At 48.3% G+C, this 16620-nt stretch carries 12 protein-coding genes; all 12 read left to right on the forward strand.

Features of this window, described 5'->3' with window-relative positions:
* Positions 1 to 8: 8 nt before the first annotated feature.
* From KW844_RS11950 to KW844_RS12005, 12 genes are read left to right on the forward strand one after another with little or no spacing between them, the layout of a single operon-like run.
* Entirely contained in the window at positions 9 to 1451 is a 1443-nt protein-coding gene (locus KW844_RS11950) for a phage tail sheath C-terminal domain-containing protein (RefSeq protein WP_218376959.1), read from the forward strand.
* A 48-nt stretch (positions 1452 to 1499) separates the two neighbouring features.
* Positions 1500 to 1934, forward strand: coding sequence for a phage tail protein (locus KW844_RS11955; RefSeq protein WP_218376960.1), 435 nt, complete (start codon positions 1500 to 1502; stop codon positions 1932 to 1934).
* Between the two features lie 2 nt (positions 1935 to 1936).
* Entirely contained in the window at positions 1937 to 2404 is a 468-nt protein-coding gene (locus KW844_RS11960) for a phage tail protein (RefSeq protein WP_218376961.1), read from the forward strand.
* Between the two features lie 5 nt (positions 2405 to 2409).
* Positions 2410 to 2571, forward strand: coding sequence for a DUF5908 family protein (locus KW844_RS11965; protein WP_218376962.1), 162 nt, complete (start codon positions 2410 to 2412; stop codon positions 2569 to 2571).
* Complete coding sequence (locus tag KW844_RS11970; RefSeq protein WP_218376963.1) at positions 2571 to 3251, forward strand: hypothetical protein; 681 nt, start codon at positions 2571 to 2573, stop codon at positions 3249 to 3251. The genes KW844_RS11965 and KW844_RS11970 overlap by 1 nt, the downstream gene beginning before the upstream one ends.
* Positions 3252 to 3271: 20 nt before the next feature.
* Positions 3272 to 4909 carry a type VI secretion system tip protein VgrG gene (gene vgrG, locus KW844_RS11975; protein ID WP_218376964.1) on the forward strand — a complete coding sequence of 546 codons (1638 nt, stop codon included), beginning with the start codon at positions 3272 to 3274 and terminating at the stop codon, positions 4907 to 4909.
* Positions 4910 to 4919: 10 nt separating this feature from the next.
* Positions 4920 to 5219, forward strand: coding sequence for a PAAR domain-containing protein (locus tag KW844_RS11980; protein WP_218376965.1), 300 nt, complete (start codon positions 4920 to 4922; stop codon positions 5217 to 5219).
* A gap of 32 nt (positions 5220 to 5251) precedes the next feature.
* Positions 5252 to 5668 (forward strand): GPW/gp25 family protein, encoded by a 417-nt coding sequence (locus KW844_RS11985; protein ID WP_218376966.1) that lies wholly within the window; start codon positions 5252 to 5254, stop codon positions 5666 to 5668.
* Positions 5669 to 5725: 57 nt separating this feature from the next.
* On the forward strand, positions 5726 to 10201 hold the full coding sequence (locus tag KW844_RS11990; protein ID WP_218376967.1) for a hypothetical protein: 4476 nt from the start codon (positions 5726 to 5728) through the stop codon (positions 10199 to 10201).
* Positions 10202 to 10229: 28 nt separating this feature from the next.
* Entirely contained in the window at positions 10230 to 13751 is a 3522-nt protein-coding gene (locus KW844_RS11995; RefSeq protein ID WP_218376968.1) for a hypothetical protein, read from the forward strand.
* 11 nt (positions 13752 to 13762) lie between these two features.
* The gene (locus KW844_RS12000; RefSeq protein WP_218376969.1) at positions 13763 to 15214 is read left to right on the forward strand and encodes a contractile injection system tape measure protein; all 1452 of its coding nucleotides are present in this window, start codon (positions 13763 to 13765) and stop codon (positions 15212 to 15214) included.
* Between the two features lie 15 nt (positions 15215 to 15229).
* A complete protein-coding gene (locus tag KW844_RS12005) occupies positions 15230 to 16612 on the forward strand; it encodes an ATP-binding protein (RefSeq protein ID WP_218376970.1) in 1383 nt (460 codons plus the stop codon).
* Positions 16613 to 16620 lie beyond the last annotated feature (8 nt).

Raw genomic sequence — 16620 nt, forward strand, 5'->3', positions numbered from 1 at the left:
TTTTCAAAATGGCAACTTATCGTTCCCCAGGTGTTTATGTAGAAGAAATATCACTGCTCGCTCCTTCCATTGCTGAAGTTCAGAGTGCCATCCCGGCATTCGTTGGTTACACCGAACAGGCAAAACAGTTAGCAGCTGATGACCTCCTTAAAGTAGCGACTCCCATCAACAGCTGGGCCGATTTCCTACAGCTGTATGGAGGTCCAGACAAAGAAGCTGGTGCAAACATCACCATTGCGGTAGATGAAATCCGCCCGGCTGCCGTGACCACCGGCTACAAAGTAACCGTAACACCGAAAACCGATTCTATGAGCCCGTTCCTGCTGTATTATGCAGTGAAACAATACTTCGCCAACGGCGGAGGAAGGTGCTATATCGTTTCGGTTGGTTACTATGATGATGGTATCAAAGAAAGCGACCTTACCGAAGGACTGAACCTGATTGGCCTGGAAGATGAACCTACATTGCTGGTGGTTCCTGAAGCCGTACGCCTCAATGATGGTGATTACAAAAAGGTCATAGGTGGTATGCTGTCGCAGGCCTCATCTATGAAAGACCGGTTCGCCATTCTGGATACCCGCACCTGCACCCTTCCTAAAACAACAACGTCTATCAATACGGATGTAAAAACGATTTATGACGGGACTGTATCGGACTACGAAGTGCTTCGTTACGGTGCTGCCTATTATCCATTCCTGGAATCAGTATACAATTTTGCGTTTGATTTCGCCGCATTGACACTCACCACACATACCATTGCCGGAGCTGCACCAGGTGGAGAAGATAAAACAGGCAAAACCATGCTGCAGCTTAAAAGCAGCGCTTCTGCCATGTACAACGCCATCGCCGCAGAATATGGTAAATACCATGTTGTGCTGCCCCCATCAGCAGCCGTAGCCGGTGCCTATGCACGCGTGGATAACAGCCGCGGTGTATGGAAAGCCCCTGCCAACGTGGGCCTCAATGATGTGGTAAAACCACTGGTAGCAGTTTCCCGCCCTGAGCAGGACCTCATCAACATCAATACCGAAAGTGGTAAGTCCATTGACGCCATCCTTAGCATCCCTGGTTCCGGTACCGTTATCATGGGCGCCCGCACCCTGGATGGTAACAGCAATGAATGGAAGTATGTGAATGTTCGCCGCTTTTTCAGCGTAGTAGAAGAGTCGGTACAGAAATCTACCCGCTGGGTGGTTTTCGAACCTAACACCGCCTCCACCTGGATCAAAGTGCAATCCATGATCGAAAACTATCTCTTTCTCAAATGGAGAGACGGCGCACTGGCTGGTGCCAAACCAGAACAGGCATTCTTCGTTAACGTGGGACTGGGCAAAACAATGACACCGGTGGATGTGCTGGAAGGTCGCCTGATCGTGGAAATCGGTATGGCCGTAGCACGCCCTGCAGAATTCATCATCCTGCGCTTTGAACAAAAACTGCAGACTTCCTGAGTGGAGGTACTGACCTAAACTTTTTAATCATCTTCTAAAAATAATACAATGGCAAACTATCCATTACCGGTCTTCCATTTTTCAGTTTCCTGGGGCGGCGATAACATTGGATTTTCTGAAGTAAGCGGACTTTCACAGGAGCTGCAGGCTATCGATTACAGGGATGGCCTCATGAGCGGCACCACCCTGCCGCTGAAAAGACCGGGTCTCAAAAAAGCCGGTAACATCACGCTGAAAAGAGGACTCACCACGGCAAATAATGAATTCTACCTCTGGCTGAATAACAACGGACAGCCAAATGTAGAACGCCGCGACCTGGTGATCTCCCTGCTCAATGATGAAGGTAACCCGGTATTTGTATGGACGGTGCTACAGGCATGGCCGGTGAAAATTGATGGCCCGGGACTCAAAGCAACCGGTAACGAGATCGCTATCGAGTCCATCGACCTTGCACATGAAGGAGTTTCACTTAAAACTGCCTGATAATGCCTACCTATTATCCACCGGCAGGCTTCCACTTTAAAGTGGAGTTTGTAGGTGTTGACGGCGCAGACGCAGATACAGAGCAACGCTTTCAGGAAGTAAGCGGACTCAATTTCGAAATTGAAACCGAAGAGTTGAAAGAAGGTGGTGAAAACCGCTTTGTTTACAAGCTTCCGAAAAGAGCGAAGTATACCAATCTGATCCTCAAAAGAGGACTGCTCACAGGTACAGCCCTGCTGCAATGGTTTAAGTCGGCCATGAATACCTACTTCACCGTAGTGATCTACGACTTCAAACCGGCGGACATTGTTGTAACCCTGCTGGACGAAGCGGGTGAGCCTGCAGCCGTATGGAATGTAGTGCAGGCTTACCCCATTTCCTGGAAAACTTCGGATTTCAGGGCCACCGAAAACAGTATCGTCATTGAAACACTGGAAATGGCCTATCAGTATTTCGAACGAAAAATGTAAGCAACATGCCAGTACAAATAAATGAAGTGGTAATAAGAACCGTTATCGAAACCCCCTCCGCCAGCAGTGGTAGCGGGTCGGTAACCAATACGCCACCGCCAAGCGCGGCAGATACTTCTTTGGTAGAAAAAGTGCTCGAAATCATCAGGGAAAAAAATGAAAGATAATGGACACACAAAGTGCGGCAAAACTGCCTTTTAATCTAAAAATCATACCGGTCAGCGATAAGATGATCCCCATGGGACCTCCCTTCCTGGCGATGTTCAACCCCGATTCACTCGCTATCAAGGAAGATGTAGAGTGGATTTCCTCCACTGCCCCGGGGCGATCCACCTCAGATCAGAAATACCAGCGGACAAAAGCCCGGACTTTTTCGCTGGACCTCATGATTGACGGCACCGGTGTGAATACCAACGGGGTGAAAATTCCGGTAACGGCGCAGATCATTCTCTTTCGTGCAGCCACCACCTCCATGAGAGGGGTCCTGCATAAACCTGCATCCCTGCTGGTGCAATATGGTACGTTCATCTGTAACTGTGTGCTCAATTCCAGCACTGTTACCTATACCATGTTCGATCTGACAGGGCTGCCTATACGTGCAAAGATCAACGCCACCTTTACGGAACGGACACCTGAAGCACTGGGTAGTATCGTGAGCATGCTGTCGTCCCCGGATCTGACGCACCGCCGCATGGTAGAAGAGGGGGACCTCCTGCCACTGATGACGTACCAGATCTATAACAACCAGCACTATTACCTGCAGGTAGCAAAGCATAACAGGCTTAAAAACTTCAGGAAGCTGCAAGCTGGCACTACACTGGTATTCCCACCGCTGGGCAAAAAGTAAACATTAAATCCGAACTGAGCATGTTAGACAGTCTTCCTCCCGGAACACAGCAGGACACAAACCTGGTATCCTTTAAGGTGTATGTCAACGGTAGCCCGCTGAGCAATGAAATACTCGTGACGCAGATCATCGTCAGCAAGTCTTTCAACAAAGTGGCTTCCGCCAAAGTAGTGCTGCTGGACGGTTCATTGCCTGAAAGGGACTTTCCGCTGAGCGCAGCAACGCTCTTTAAGCCCGGCAATGAAATTACCATTCAGCTGGGCTACCAGGGCGATGCTGAAACCGTTTTCGAAGGAATCATCGTAAAGCATGGTATTAAGGCTTTACAGCAGGGGCATGCGGTGCTGATGTTGGAGGCAAAGGATAAGGCCGTGAAGCTGACAATGGCCAGGAAAAACCGCTATTTCATCAATAAAACGGATAAGGAAGCTATCGAAGAACTGGCGAGTGCACTACAACCGGATGTAGACAGTACCAATGTAGCACATAAACAGCTCGTGCAGTTTGATGCTACCGACTGGGACTTTATGCTCACCCGCGCTGAAGCCAACGGTATGATGGTGTTTACAGATGATGGCAAACTATCGGTTAAAAAGCCGGATACCAGCTCCACACCTGTGGTTACCGCCACATATGGCGATAATATCTATGAATTTGAGGCGGAAATGGATGCCCGCAGGCAGGTAGCCGGTGTTACCAGCCAGTCCTGGGACTTTACCAAACAGGAAGTGGAAGCTTCTGAAAATGGTAGTTCATCTTTTTCCGACAATGGGAATACCTCTCCGGAGGAACTGGCAGGTGTCCTCGAAGCAGAGCTGCTGCTTAACCACAGCGGTCACCTTACCCAGGAACAGTTGCAAGGCTGGTCGGATGCATATGCCATGCGCAACCGCCTTTCAAAGATCACGGGCAGGGTGCGGCTCGAAGGGAATGCAGCCATCAAACCGGGTACCCTCATTACATTGGATGGAGTAGGAGACCGGTTTAACGGTGATGTATTCGTTACCGGGGTACTCCATCAATTCGATGGCAACTGGCATTCGGATGTGCAGTTTGGCTGGCAGGACGACTGGTTCTACAAAAAAGAAAATGTAATGGATAAACCGGCCTCCGGACTATTGCCCGGCGTAAACGGTTTACAGATAGGTGTGGTGCTGGATGTGGATGATCAGGAAGATGGAGGTCAATATCGGGTGAAAGTTCATGTGCCGCTGGTAAATACCGGCAATGAAGGCATCTGGGCCAGAGTGGCAACACTCGATGCCGGACCTGACCGGGGCGTATATTTCCGCCCGCAGCCCCAGGATGAAGTAATACTGGGATTTCTGAATGATGATCCCCGGGAAGCCGTTATCCTTGGATGCCTTCACAGTAAGGACAGCCATAAATCACCACTGCCGGAACAACAAGGGGCAGAACAGTATGGCATCGTTACCAAAGAAAATGTGAAACTGATTTTCGACGATACCAACAAACGCCTCACTATGTCTGTCAAAACATCTTCCGGCGAAAAATCAGTGGTACTCAACAACAGTTCAGGCGCATTGGAAATCAAAGATGAAAATCAGAATAAGATCAGCATGGACAGCAGTGGTATCACCATTTCGGCAGGTGCCGGCAATGTCACTATCAAAGGCGTTCAGGTATTAATCAATTAAACATTCAGTTATGCCCGCAGCAGCAAGAGCAGGTGATAATCATACCTGCCCCATGACTAATCCGCCACCGGCAAGTACACCGCATACCGGTGGTCCTATTATGCCGCCAGGTACGCCCAATGTAATGATTGGGGGCATGCCGGCAGCTACAGTAGGTAGTATGTGTACCTGCGCAGGTCCGCCGGACAGTATCGTAAAAGGGTCAGCCACCGTGATGATCGGCGGTAAACCCGCTGCCAGAATGGGCGACTCCACCGCACACGGCGGAAGCATTACAGCCGGCTGCAACACTGTATTAATTGGCGGATAGCCGTAAACGTTAACACCCAGAAACTCATTCAAATGGAAACAACAGATAAATCTTTCCTTGGTACCGGCTGGAACTTCCCGCCAACATTCCGAAGGGAGTGGTACGGCGAGGAAATGGCCACAGGCGAAGATGCTGTCCGTAACAGCATCAAAATCATCCTCAATACTATCACGGGTGAAAGAGTGATGCTGCCTAATTATGGCTGTAACCTCCAATCCCATGTGTTTGATCAGATGAACGTCCCGACCGTGGCCATGATCGAAAAAATAGTGAAGGATGCACTGGTTTACCATGAGCCCAGAATAATTGTAGAGAGCGTGGTGGCTACCCCTTTTCAGGAAGATGGCCGCCTGGTGATCACCGTGGAATACACCATCATCACCACAAATACCAGGTACAATTATGTCTTCCCATTCTACATGAAGGAAGCCACCAACATCGTACCCTGAGCATTCATAAATGACTTACCGCACTGCATTAACCTGCAGCAGTAAAATATTTTTCAGATGAGTAATTGTCATTGTCATACAGAAGTTACCCGTGATGGCTCAGGACAGCTGGACCGCTTCCTGGCAGCCCTGGACCCTTCCTACGCGGCCGTCGATGGACGCAGCATAGAAGACCTCCTGCTATTCGCAAAAAAATTGGCTGAACAGCTGCGTTTTTATGATGTGCCGGAAGCGGAAGGCGGCGGTGATACCCCTGGTACCAAGCCTGGCTGGGTGGAGTTTTTCCGCCGCGATATGGCCGTGCTGGCAGCCGCTGTCAGCTCTTCCAAAACAGAGGCAGTGAAAGCTACCTATGACCAGCTGCGCGCCACGGTGGATAAAACCCCTGACCTGAATAATTATGAAGCGCTGTTTAAACCCATCGTAAGCATGATGGTGCTGATGGATGAATGGTACACGCTTGCTATTCCGGGAAATCCGCTGCAGACAGACTTACATCTGCTGATACAATCCACCCTCAGTGAACAGGTTAAGAAACTGATCGCCTATGCAGAAGGCTATCGCACCGTGGATGTAAAGAAAAATATTACGATCGATTTCACGGATATTGAAAACGACGAACTCTGGAAAGTGAATGACCCCATTGATGCAGATAACTCTATTTATGATGGGGATACGCCGGAAGAAATGATCCGGAATGCCTCCCTCTATATCGATGATATCTTCCTTAGCTTTTATGGCGGCTTGCAGCAACTGGTCAATAACGGAGATGCCTATATGCAGTTTGCACTGAAGGAGTTTCCTTCCCACCAGCCACATATGGGTTTATTTATTGCATTCCTGCAGTTGTTTCGCCTGGTACAACAACAGGCCAATGGTATCACCGGCCGCATGCTGGATTTCTACTATCGTGACGTACTCCACCTCGAAGAAAAACCATCCGTACCCGATCGTGCACACGTGATCTTTGAACTGGCAAAAGATGTGGTTTCCTATCCGGTAGATCCCGGAACTGCGCTCAGCGCAGGAAAAGATGCCGGCGGAAAGGAACAAACTTATTTCACCACCGAAGGCCTGGTCGTAAACCAGGCAAAAGTAAAAGAACTCAAAACTATCTATATCGATAAAGATCCGGATGAAGGAGAGGAGCGAAACAAAATGGTTCGCACCATTTATTCCCGGCCAATGGCCAACTCTCTCGATGGTTACGGCGCCCAATTCCTTGATAAATATCCGCACTGGCCTACATTCGGACAAGGGCCAACCGTAGTACAGCAATACAGCGAACGCATCTGCCGCATTCTGGATCAACCTATTCCGGAAGAATACCGAAATGATAAAACCAGTATCGGCTTTGCGGTTGCATCTCCACAGCTTTTGCTGGAAGGTGGTCGCCGCTTCCTGATTATCCAGTTCAACGGACTGAATAAACTAATAGATCCTGAAAACAGAGTGCCGTCACAACAACCATTCAAGCTGTATTTCAGCGGAGAGAAAGAATGGCTGGAAGTGAGTATCAAAGATAGCTATGGCTTGCCTACTGTGTATGAGGCATTGATGAGCACTGGAGTTTTTCCTGATTCCACACCGGAATATCCGGCATACTGCCCATATAAAACAGCCACCGGTGGTTATTATCTGCTGGTCAACATTCCGTTACAAGCCCCGGCGGTGGTAGGTTTTAAAAAGGATGTATATAAGGATTATGCATTCAATACAACTTTTCCAGTGATGCGCATCATGCTGGACCCTGAGCTGAACCTCTCTGCATCGGATTATCATGACATGGTGGCTGATAGCTTCTCCATCGAAGTAAGGGTAGGGTCTTTGCGAAATCAGTCAAACCCTAATACCAATGAGCTAATGCATCCTTATTTTGATGGATTGAAAAAGCTGGTCATCCAGAATGATTATGGTATTCAGGCCAGTAATAAACCTTTCGATCCATTCACTTTATATCCCGTGCGTGGAAAATCGTTTTATATAGGTAGCGAGGAGGTTTTTAATAAGGAATTGGATGCACTGGGTGTAAATATTGAACGTACCGGCGATATGGCTGGATTAAGTTCCAATGCTGAGGTAGCCGTAAATATATTGCAGGATAAGCAGTGGAAAAGGCTTGCCACCCAGGAAAACAGAAATGATGGCGGATTTAATCAGATTGAGCTGAGCCACGACATCCTTCAGTTGTATACACCTGAATATGGTAATGGAGCTCCTTCTCAATTAAGCTTCTACAGAGATCCGATTCTTCCAGTGAGCGCCTGGGATACGAATACCATCAAGGGCTTCCTGAAAATCACCAATATCTATAATCCGTCAGCCGGTGGGGGAGAGTTTCCGCCACCACCACCGCCACCGCAGGAAATCGCCGCCTTACTGGAAATTTCCCAGGTATCTGTTTCCTATGTAAGCCGGCAACTTAGCCTGGAACGTGGCATTGATCAGTTCTTTCACGTCTATCCTTTTGGTGTGGCCGAAATTGAAATGCTGGAAAAACAGTTTAATACCAATGGCGTTTCCACCAACTATAATGATTCGGGCAACTACCTCGCCAAAGCAATGCTGCAGCGTGGTAAAACACTCGAAGATCCAATTGATGCAGATGAAATCCTGCTCCCACAATTTACCTTTACTGATCCGTTTAGCAGAGCGTTGGACGAGGAAGGAGGCATGGTAAACAACGAAAAATACCTCGCAGGTGGGAATTTGTCTATCAACCCTAAGCGCAACGACCTGCTGATGGCTGAGCTGATGTTGCATGCCACCGGTTTGAGCGACAGCAATCGCCTGAACCAATATTCCGGTATATGGCAGGAAGAGGGCATGTTATTTATCGGGCTGGAAAACGTAGCACCATTACAAACATTATCCCTGCTGTTTGAATTTGCAGACGGCACCGCCGAAGATGATGAAACCGATCCTCCGCAGATCAACTGGTCGTACCTGATCAATAATGAATGGAGGCCGCTGCCTGGTGAATGCCTCGTTAGCGACGGTACCTATGGATTTCAAACAACGGGCATCATCAAAATAGATGTGCCGCAAGATATCACTAACGCCAGTACGATCATTACTTCCGGTCTGAGTTGGCTATGTGCCAGTGTAACTAACAATGCCAACTGCTTTCCGCATTTGATTAATGTGGTAGCCCAGGCTACGGAAGTAACGTTCAAAGATCAGGATAATGATCAGCGCCACTTTGATGCGGCCCTGCCCGCCGGCAGCATATCCAAGCTCTCCGTGAAAGTGGCCGAGATCAGCAAAGTGGATCAGCCGTTTGCCTCCTATGATGGTAAACATCGGGAAGCAGGCAAAGAGTTCTATACCCGTGTAAGTGAACGGCTCCGCCACAAAGGAAGGGCGATCACCAGCTGGGATTACGAGCGGTTGGTGCTGAACAGATACCCTTCCATTTACAAGGTAAAGACCATTCCGCATACGGATCCGAATTGTATTTGCTGGCATTCACCCGTGGCCACAAATCCTAATGGGGAACCGCTTTGCTGCGAGCCGCAGCAGGCCCCTGGCCATGTATTGCTGGTGCCACTGGCTAATCTCAAAAACCGTACGGCGCTAAATCCATTGCAACCTAAAACCGGCAGGCGCACTTTGCTCGAAATAGAGAAATACCTGCAACAGCGCAGCTCTCCGTTTGTAAAAGTACGTGCGCGCAATCCGCTGTATGAACAGGTGATGGTCGCCTTCCGGGTACAGTTTGTAGACGGCACCGATAAAGGCTATTTCCTGAAAAAACTGAACGAGGAAATCGTGCGTTACCTCACACCATGGGCGTTCGACGAAGATGTAGCGCCGGTATTCGGACAAAAAGTATACGCCTCCGCTATCATCAATTTTATTGAGGAGCGGCCCTACGTTGATTTTATCGCCGATTTCGCCATGTTCGTATGTAAGAAGGATTGCTGTGAAACCGATGTGCCCATACGCGGCGAACGTGGCACAAACGACGACGATCTCGGAGAGCAACTGATGAAAGCCCGGAACTGTGATGATGTTGAAGCCGCCATGCTCTCACAAACCAGCTTTACAGGAGTAGTGGTGGCCGTGCCATCCACACCGAGATCCATACTGGTATCAGTACCTAAGCATATCATTATTCCATACAAAGCAGCCCCGGTACTGTCGCCATGTGAGCAAAGGAATCGTCCGGCACCAGCCGCGGTTGTGAATGCGGTTGCCACAGAAGATAATTCCAGGTTAAAAGCGACGGCCCCTGACACAACTAATGTTGCTAAGGACAATACAGTAACCGTAGCTGCGAACGCGACAAACGATATCACGAAAACAGCCATAAAAGAAAATGTTACAGCTAATATAACCACTGGGATTTCCCGGGAACCGCTGACCGATAACACTGCTGCAAATATTGCAGCACTGAGCACCGGAGCAGCACCTGCCGGCAAAACGGACGCAACAGCCAAAGCCAATGAGGACGCGGCTGCAGCCAAGCCGGCCGCGAAACCAAAGGCCAAAAAAGCCACTACATCTCCCCGGAAAAAACCAAAGCAATAACTATCGATAAAGCTTAAATCAGGACCCCATGGATGCTCCAGTTTCATTAATAAAAGCAAATCCGCTCCTACCCGCTGAAGATTTTGTAAACCTTCGCAGGCAAGGTGTCAAACATATCGAAGAACTGTCCAGTGATATCTGGACAGACTACAATTTCTCTGATCCCGGTATCACTATCCTGGAGGCGGTATGCTATGCCATTACAGACCTGGCATATCGTAACGGCTTTGAAATGGCCGACCTCCTGGCGCCGGAACAGCTCAGCGATGATACCTGGAAGAATATTTTCTACACAGCAAGAGAAATATTGCATAATGCACCACTTACCATCAATGACTACCGCAAGTTTATCATTGATGTGAAAGGAGTACGCAATGCCTGGATTGAACCAGCGAAAGAATATGAAGTGCCGGTATGGGTGGATTACAACATGGTGTCGCTGAAAGAACACAACTGCGGATGTAGTGACGATGGTCCGGGTGCAAAACTCTGCTATGGCAGGCTTGGCACTATCCAGCAAAGTAATGATCAGATTAAAGAAAACAGGCAGAAGGCCATGGACGCGATGAATGAGCGCTATGCCGTTCTCATGAAGGATATGCAGGTGCAGGAAGAATTGATCAATAAAAATACGGTGTTGCTGCAGAATCCTGATATCGACCCATATACAAGAGCTACACTGGAAGCGGAAATCGATAAGGCAACCAGGCAGATAGAAAAAGATAAGGGCATAATGAGTCTGATTAAAACAGCGCTGGAGTTCCTGTATGTCGGAAAAACGCTGGTGCCGCCCAAGATTGTTGAACTGGAAGGGCTCTACAAGGTCATGATCGCCTATGAAGAAGATGTGCTGGCGGAAGATCAGCGGGAAGAAGTGCGGCAGCAGGTTATTGACAGGCTGCTTAAAAACAGGAATCTCTGTGAAGACTTCCTGTCGGTGGATGCCGTGGAATATGAAGATGTAGGCGTGCATGCCGCTATAGAACTCGAGGAAGCGGCGGACCCGGACCAGGTTGTTGCGGAACTATTTTTTACCATCTATAAATATTTTACTCCTTCGGTGCCTTTTCAAACCATCGAACAGATGCAGGCGAAAGGTTACCTGATCGATGAAATCTTCGAAGGCCCTGCTTTGGAACATGGCTTCATCGACAATAATGACCTGGAGAAAACCTCCTTGTACCGCGATATTCGTTTATCCGATATCGTGAATGAAGTGGCCGATATCAAAGGCATTAAAGCGATCAATTACCTGCATATTCCGGCCGACGAGTCCGATGGTGGCGACGCCCGCGAATATTTCAATGAATGGGTAACGCTGCTGGGAGCAGAGCGTAAAATCGCGAGAGTAAAAACAGCCCTGTCGGTTGTCGTTTGCTGCAAGCAACGCGAAATGTTTACCTATAACCTGGGAAAAGACAGCGATCGTAACCCGGCTCGTATGAATAAACTGTTCGAAGACCGCAAAAAGCTGGAGCGGGCCTATAAATTACAGGGCCAGCAGGTGGATTTCAAAGTGCCGGTAGGGGAGCATATGAACCTGGAAGATTATTATCCGATTACCTACTCACTGCCTATGTATTATGGCGTGAGTGATCGTGCAGGGCTGCCATCTGAGGCGGATCAGCAACGGCAGGTGCAGGCACTGCAGTTGAGAGGTTACCTGGTATTTTTTGAGCAGTTGCTGAAAGAACACCTGGTGCAGCTTAACCACCTGCGCGACCTCTACTCATTTGATGATGCCATTCCGCATACCTATTTCAACGGCGTGGTAAATGAGCTGGAGAAGCTGTCAGAGCTGCTGATGAATCCAAAAAATCTGCCTGCTGATCAGCCGGATGCCATTGTGCAGGATTTCGCCACCATACTGCAGCAGATTACAGAGTCAAATGACACCTTCCTGGAACGGAGGAATATTTTCCTGAATCATCTGCTGGCAAGGTTTGCAGAGGATATGAGTGAATATGAAACCATCAATGGATGGATAGCGCCGGAAAACCTGGCAGAACGAATGATGCACGACAAAAGTCGTGTACTGAAAAACAAGGAGTATATCAAAATCAGCAGCAACAGAGGTAAAGGTTACAACTATACGAAACAGGAAATCTGGGATACCCGCAATGTGAGCGGCGCAGAAAGGAGAGTAGGCCGGTTGCTGGGCTTCAATAAGATTTCACGCAGGTCGCTTACTCCGGAATCGCTGGTGGTGGAGGCTTCCATGATAGTGGATGAAAAAACCAAACAGCAGACCTGGGAAGTGAATAAACGGAACCAGCACCTGAATATTATTAAACTGATTGATAAGGAGAATAATAATAAAGTATTATTAACCAGCGTGAAAGTAATTGATGGTTGCTGTACGGATTTGTTATTAGGAGATATTATTGCTAATGCAGATATAAGGTTGCATTACCAGTTTCACGATGAACTGAAACAGCGGAGTCGCAAAATCGCAGGGCAACTAGGTTCCTTCTGGTTCGAATTATATGATGGCCCTGATTTTAATAATGCTGTACTCCTCGCTACCAGTGAGCGTTTTGATACTAAAGAGGAGCGGGAGAAGGCCTTTCAACGTATACTTACCCTCATTGCGGAAATAAATAATAATGAAGGCATGCATGTGGTGGAACATATTCTGCTGCGGCCACGTCTGGATATCCTTATGGATGAAAGCGATCCTCCCCGTCAGGATGATGCCAATCTCCTGGACATCTGCCTGGACCCTTGCGACCTGGGCATAGGGCTGGGAGAAAATACAGAAGATCCGGATTATTGGAAAAAAGTATCACGGGTGCCCGCCGATAAATGCTACGACAAGATGCCATGGATACTGGAATATTTTCGCAACCGGCTGAATAAAACTACCAACGTGATGGAGCCGCTGTCAGTCTTGTTCCAGGATACCTTTGCAGATGGTAAGCTGCCAAAAATGCTCAAGTTCCGCTCCTACCCATTGATGGCACAGCGCGTGCAGGACCTGCAGGCCTTTGGTGCTGAACGTATCAACTACGTCATTGAAGACAACGGAAAAGATGCTTCTACCGGAATTAAATATCGTTTTACCATTTACGGTAATAAAAAGCGGGTATTGGCACGCAGCGCATTTCTTTATAACAAGAAAACACAGTTGCAGGAACAACAGGGTACTCAGATCGAGGATGATATTGAAGATGAAATCAAAGGACTGATCATCTATTTCGGTTACCTGATGGACTGGTATTGTAAAGCCAATCCCTGCGATAATAACGAAGATCCATATTCGTTCAGAACAACGGTTATTTTACCTTGCTGGCCTAAACGTTTCCGTAGCGAAACCTATCGGAATTTTGTGGAGAAGACCATTCAGACAGAGTTTCCGGCGCACATTGTGCCGCGTATAGAATGGGTGGGTATCAGCCAGATGCAGGAGTTCGAAAAGGTTTACCAGGGGTGGCTCCTGGAAATAGCACAGACAGAAATGCCTGGTTATGAAAAAATGGACCCACTGGTAGATGTTTTGAATCATATTGTTCCATGCGGCTCCTGCGAGGATGATTGCAGCAACGATTAATTACACTTCATATGCCCCGACACCTGATCAATAAACTGGAATTTGAGTTGGCCTGCAACGATGAAATGCTGGCGCTGAACCTGCGTCATAATTTCTCGGCCACCTTACAGGAACAGGTGACAGCGGTGTTAGATAGGGTTTGCTCCAGGTTTGCCGGGGATGACGTGTACCTCCGCATTGATAAGCTGGAGTTAGATCTGGGAGCCATGACGCCCTTCGGATTTCAGGAGGATTTTGAAAAAGTGCTGGAATATAAGCTGGAAGAGGCATTGCGGCAACGTGCTACCGTGATTGCCTTTGGTGATCACAAGCCTCCGGGCTTTTATTATGATACTTCTCCATTGGCTATATTGCAATACTTCCTTATCCATGGCCGTTTGCCTTGGTTTGCAGCCGGGGAAGTCAATAGTGCCGCGGAGTTACTGCAACAGGTATTGCGGGAACATTCGGCCGGCTTCAGCCAGTGGCTCAACGCTGGCGGGGTGCCTGCGCAGGTATGGTGGCGACTAGGATGGCAAATGCCTGTGACATTACAGGAAGAGGTGATAGCATCCGTACCGTTGATGAGTCAGTTGCTGGCTGATACGAAAGAAATGTTGCACCGTGTAATCCTGCATCTCCCTGAAAACCTCATTACTGTCACCCGCGAATGGCTGCAAATGCAGGAGGCACGTTTGCTTCAGGTGGTGTTATTACATTTCCCGCAGTTAAGAAAAGAAACGCAAGTAAAACTGATAGTGCAAATTCTGCAACAACTGATCATTACAGCAAAGGAGGATTTGCCCAAACCTGCGCAGCAACAACTACTAACTCATATACAGCATGTAACGGGTGTAACGTTGTCTGGTATTATATTTCAGGGAGATGAAATAGCCGCTGCCGGCAACGGAGCCTCGGATCTGCCTTATGATGAAATGCTGGAACAATTACCCACCGGGGCTACGGCAGACGCGGAAGCAGAAAAAGTACTCGTATCCACAGCTGGACTGGCACTACTATCTCCCTTTTTGACCAGATTTTTTACAGTGCTGAATTATTGGGATACAGAAAAAAAAGAGTGGGTAAGTAATGCTGCCCGTTTCAAAGCAATTTACCTGCTGCACTATCTGGCAACAGGTGAAACGGCGGCTCCTGAATATGCGCTGTCGCTGGAAAAGGTTATCTGCGGGTTACCCCTGGCAGCGCCGGTTCCGGCCGATCTATCCTTGGAAGAGGCAGAAAAGAAAGAGGCAGACGACCTGCTGCTGGCAGTAATCGGACATTGGCCTATGTTAAAAAATACCACCATTGCAGGACTCCGGGGTAGTTACCTCCTGCGCGAAGGGTTGCTGGCCTGGAAGGATAAGGGCTGGCAGTTGCAGGTAGAACGTAAAACGCTGGATGTGCTGCTGGACGGCATACCATGGGGATATAATACCCTTACATTCCCCTGGAATAAGTACCTGATATTGGTGGAATGGTAAAAGATTACAACGATCATGAACGAACAGAACGAAATAGTACGCATTACAGAAAATGCAGCATGTCTGACCAGGGAAATAGACTGGTTCATGCAGGTGGTAAATGCCCGTCTGGGAGAACATTTTGGTCAGCAGGATACGGAAAGTGGCAATGGGCAACAGCTGCCGGATGCAGGGAGTATCGCTGCGCCGGATCTGAGCAATGATCAATCGGTGTACGCCACCTTTGTCAATTACTATAAGTTGACCCGCGAGGAACGACTGCTGTTGGTCCTCACCATTATACCGCATGTAGAGCCACAGTTGCTGGATGTATTCTTTACAGTAAACAAATCACTGGGACGTGGATTTACAGAATTCGGCGGAGTGAAGGGAAGCCGCCATAGTGGCTTTATTCCTACCATAGAAACCGCCCTGTTTATCATTGCCGGTACAGACCTCGCGCTGCGTTTCATGCTAAGCGGTTTTTTTGAAACAGAACATTTCTTTTCTGCACATAACATCATCAGCATCGAAGGAGGCAGTGGAGAACCTTTTAATAGTAGTACCCTTACGCTGTCCAACGAATACGTTGATTTTTTTACCGTGGGTAATCTGCGTAAACCCCAGTTCAGTACTGAGTTTCCAGCCAGAAGGCTCACCACCAATATGAACTGGGAAGATTTGGTCGTGGACGAGTTTACCGCACGGCAACTGGACGAACTCAGGATCTGGCTGCAGCACGGACAAACGCTGTACCGCGATTGGGGAATGAATAAGACCATTAAACCAGGGTATAAGGCCTTGTTTCATGGACCTCCCGGTACCGGTAAAACGCTGACAGCTGCGCTGCTTGGTAAGTTGTATGACCTGGATGTGTACCGTGTGGACTTATCGATGGTCGTGTCCAAGTACATCGGTGAAACGGAAAAGAACCTGGAAAAGGTGTTTGCCCGCGCCGAAAACAAAAACTGGATACTCTTTTTTGATGAAGCAGATTCCTTATTTGGCAAACGTACTTCTGTTTCGGATTCCCATGATCGTTATGCAAACCAGGAAATATCTTTTCTGTTGCAGCGACTGGAGGATTATCCTGGTCTCGTGATCCTGGCCTCCAACATGCGTAATAATGTGGATGAGGCTTTCGTGAGGCGTTTACAGTCCATCATTCATTTCCCGAAACCGCAGCCTAAGGAAAGGTTGCGCTTATGGAACGGTGCTTTTAGTAAGGTGTCGCTGCCACCAACAGCCAGTGCCATGGAGAAGATTGCCCAGCAGTATGAGTTGTCTGGTGGGGCTATCATCAATGTGGTGCAATATGCCTCGCTGATGGCCTTAAACCGGAATGGGCATGAAATCACGGCTGAGGACCTGGTAGCTGGTATTCGTAAAGAATTCAGAAAGGAAGGTAAAACCTTATAAACTTTTTT

This window comes from Chitinophaga sp. sic0106 (assembly GCF_019219075.1).
In the GTDB taxonomy this organism is placed as follows: domain Bacteria; phylum Bacteroidota; class Bacteroidia; order Chitinophagales; family Chitinophagaceae; genus Chitinophaga.

Bases quoted from the DNA above. Each gene is read 5' to 3' on its own strand.
- KW844_RS12000 (WP_218376969.1), top strand. From the start codon at position 13,763: ATGCCCCGACACCTGATCAATAAACTGGAATTTGAGTTGGCCTGCAAC.
- KW844_RS11990 (WP_218376967.1), top strand. From the start codon at position 5,726: ATGAGTAATTGTCATTGTCATACAGAAGTTACCCGTGATGGCTCAGGA.
- KW844_RS11960 (WP_218376961.1), top strand. From the start codon at position 1,937: ATGCCTACCTATTATCCACCGGCAGGCTTCCACTTTAAAGTGGAGTTT.
- KW844_RS11950 (WP_218376959.1), top strand. From the start codon at position 9: ATGGCAACTTATCGTTCCCCAGGTGTTTATGTAGAAGAAATATCACTG.
- KW844_RS11965 (WP_218376962.1), top strand. From the start codon at position 2,410: ATGCCAGTACAAATAAATGAAGTGGTAATAAGAACCGTTATCGAAACC.
- vgrG (WP_218376964.1), top strand. From the start codon at position 3,272: ATGTTAGACAGTCTTCCTCCCGGAACACAGCAGGACACAAACCTGGTA.
- KW844_RS11985 (WP_218376966.1), top strand. From the start codon at position 5,252: ATGGAAACAACAGATAAATCTTTCCTTGGTACCGGCTGGAACTTCCCG.
- KW844_RS12005 (WP_218376970.1), top strand. From the start codon at position 15,230: ATGAACGAACAGAACGAAATAGTACGCATTACAGAAAATGCAGCATGT.
- KW844_RS11980 (WP_218376965.1), top strand. From the start codon at position 4,920: ATGCCCGCAGCAGCAAGAGCAGGTGATAATCATACCTGCCCCATGACT.
- KW844_RS11995 (WP_218376968.1), top strand. From the start codon at position 10,230: ATGGATGCTCCAGTTTCATTAATAAAAGCAAATCCGCTCCTACCCGCT.
- KW844_RS11955 (WP_218376960.1), top strand. From the start codon at position 1,500: ATGGCAAACTATCCATTACCGGTCTTCCATTTTTCAGTTTCCTGGGGC.
- KW844_RS11970 (WP_218376963.1), top strand. From the start codon at position 2,571: ATGGACACACAAAGTGCGGCAAAACTGCCTTTTAATCTAAAAATCATA.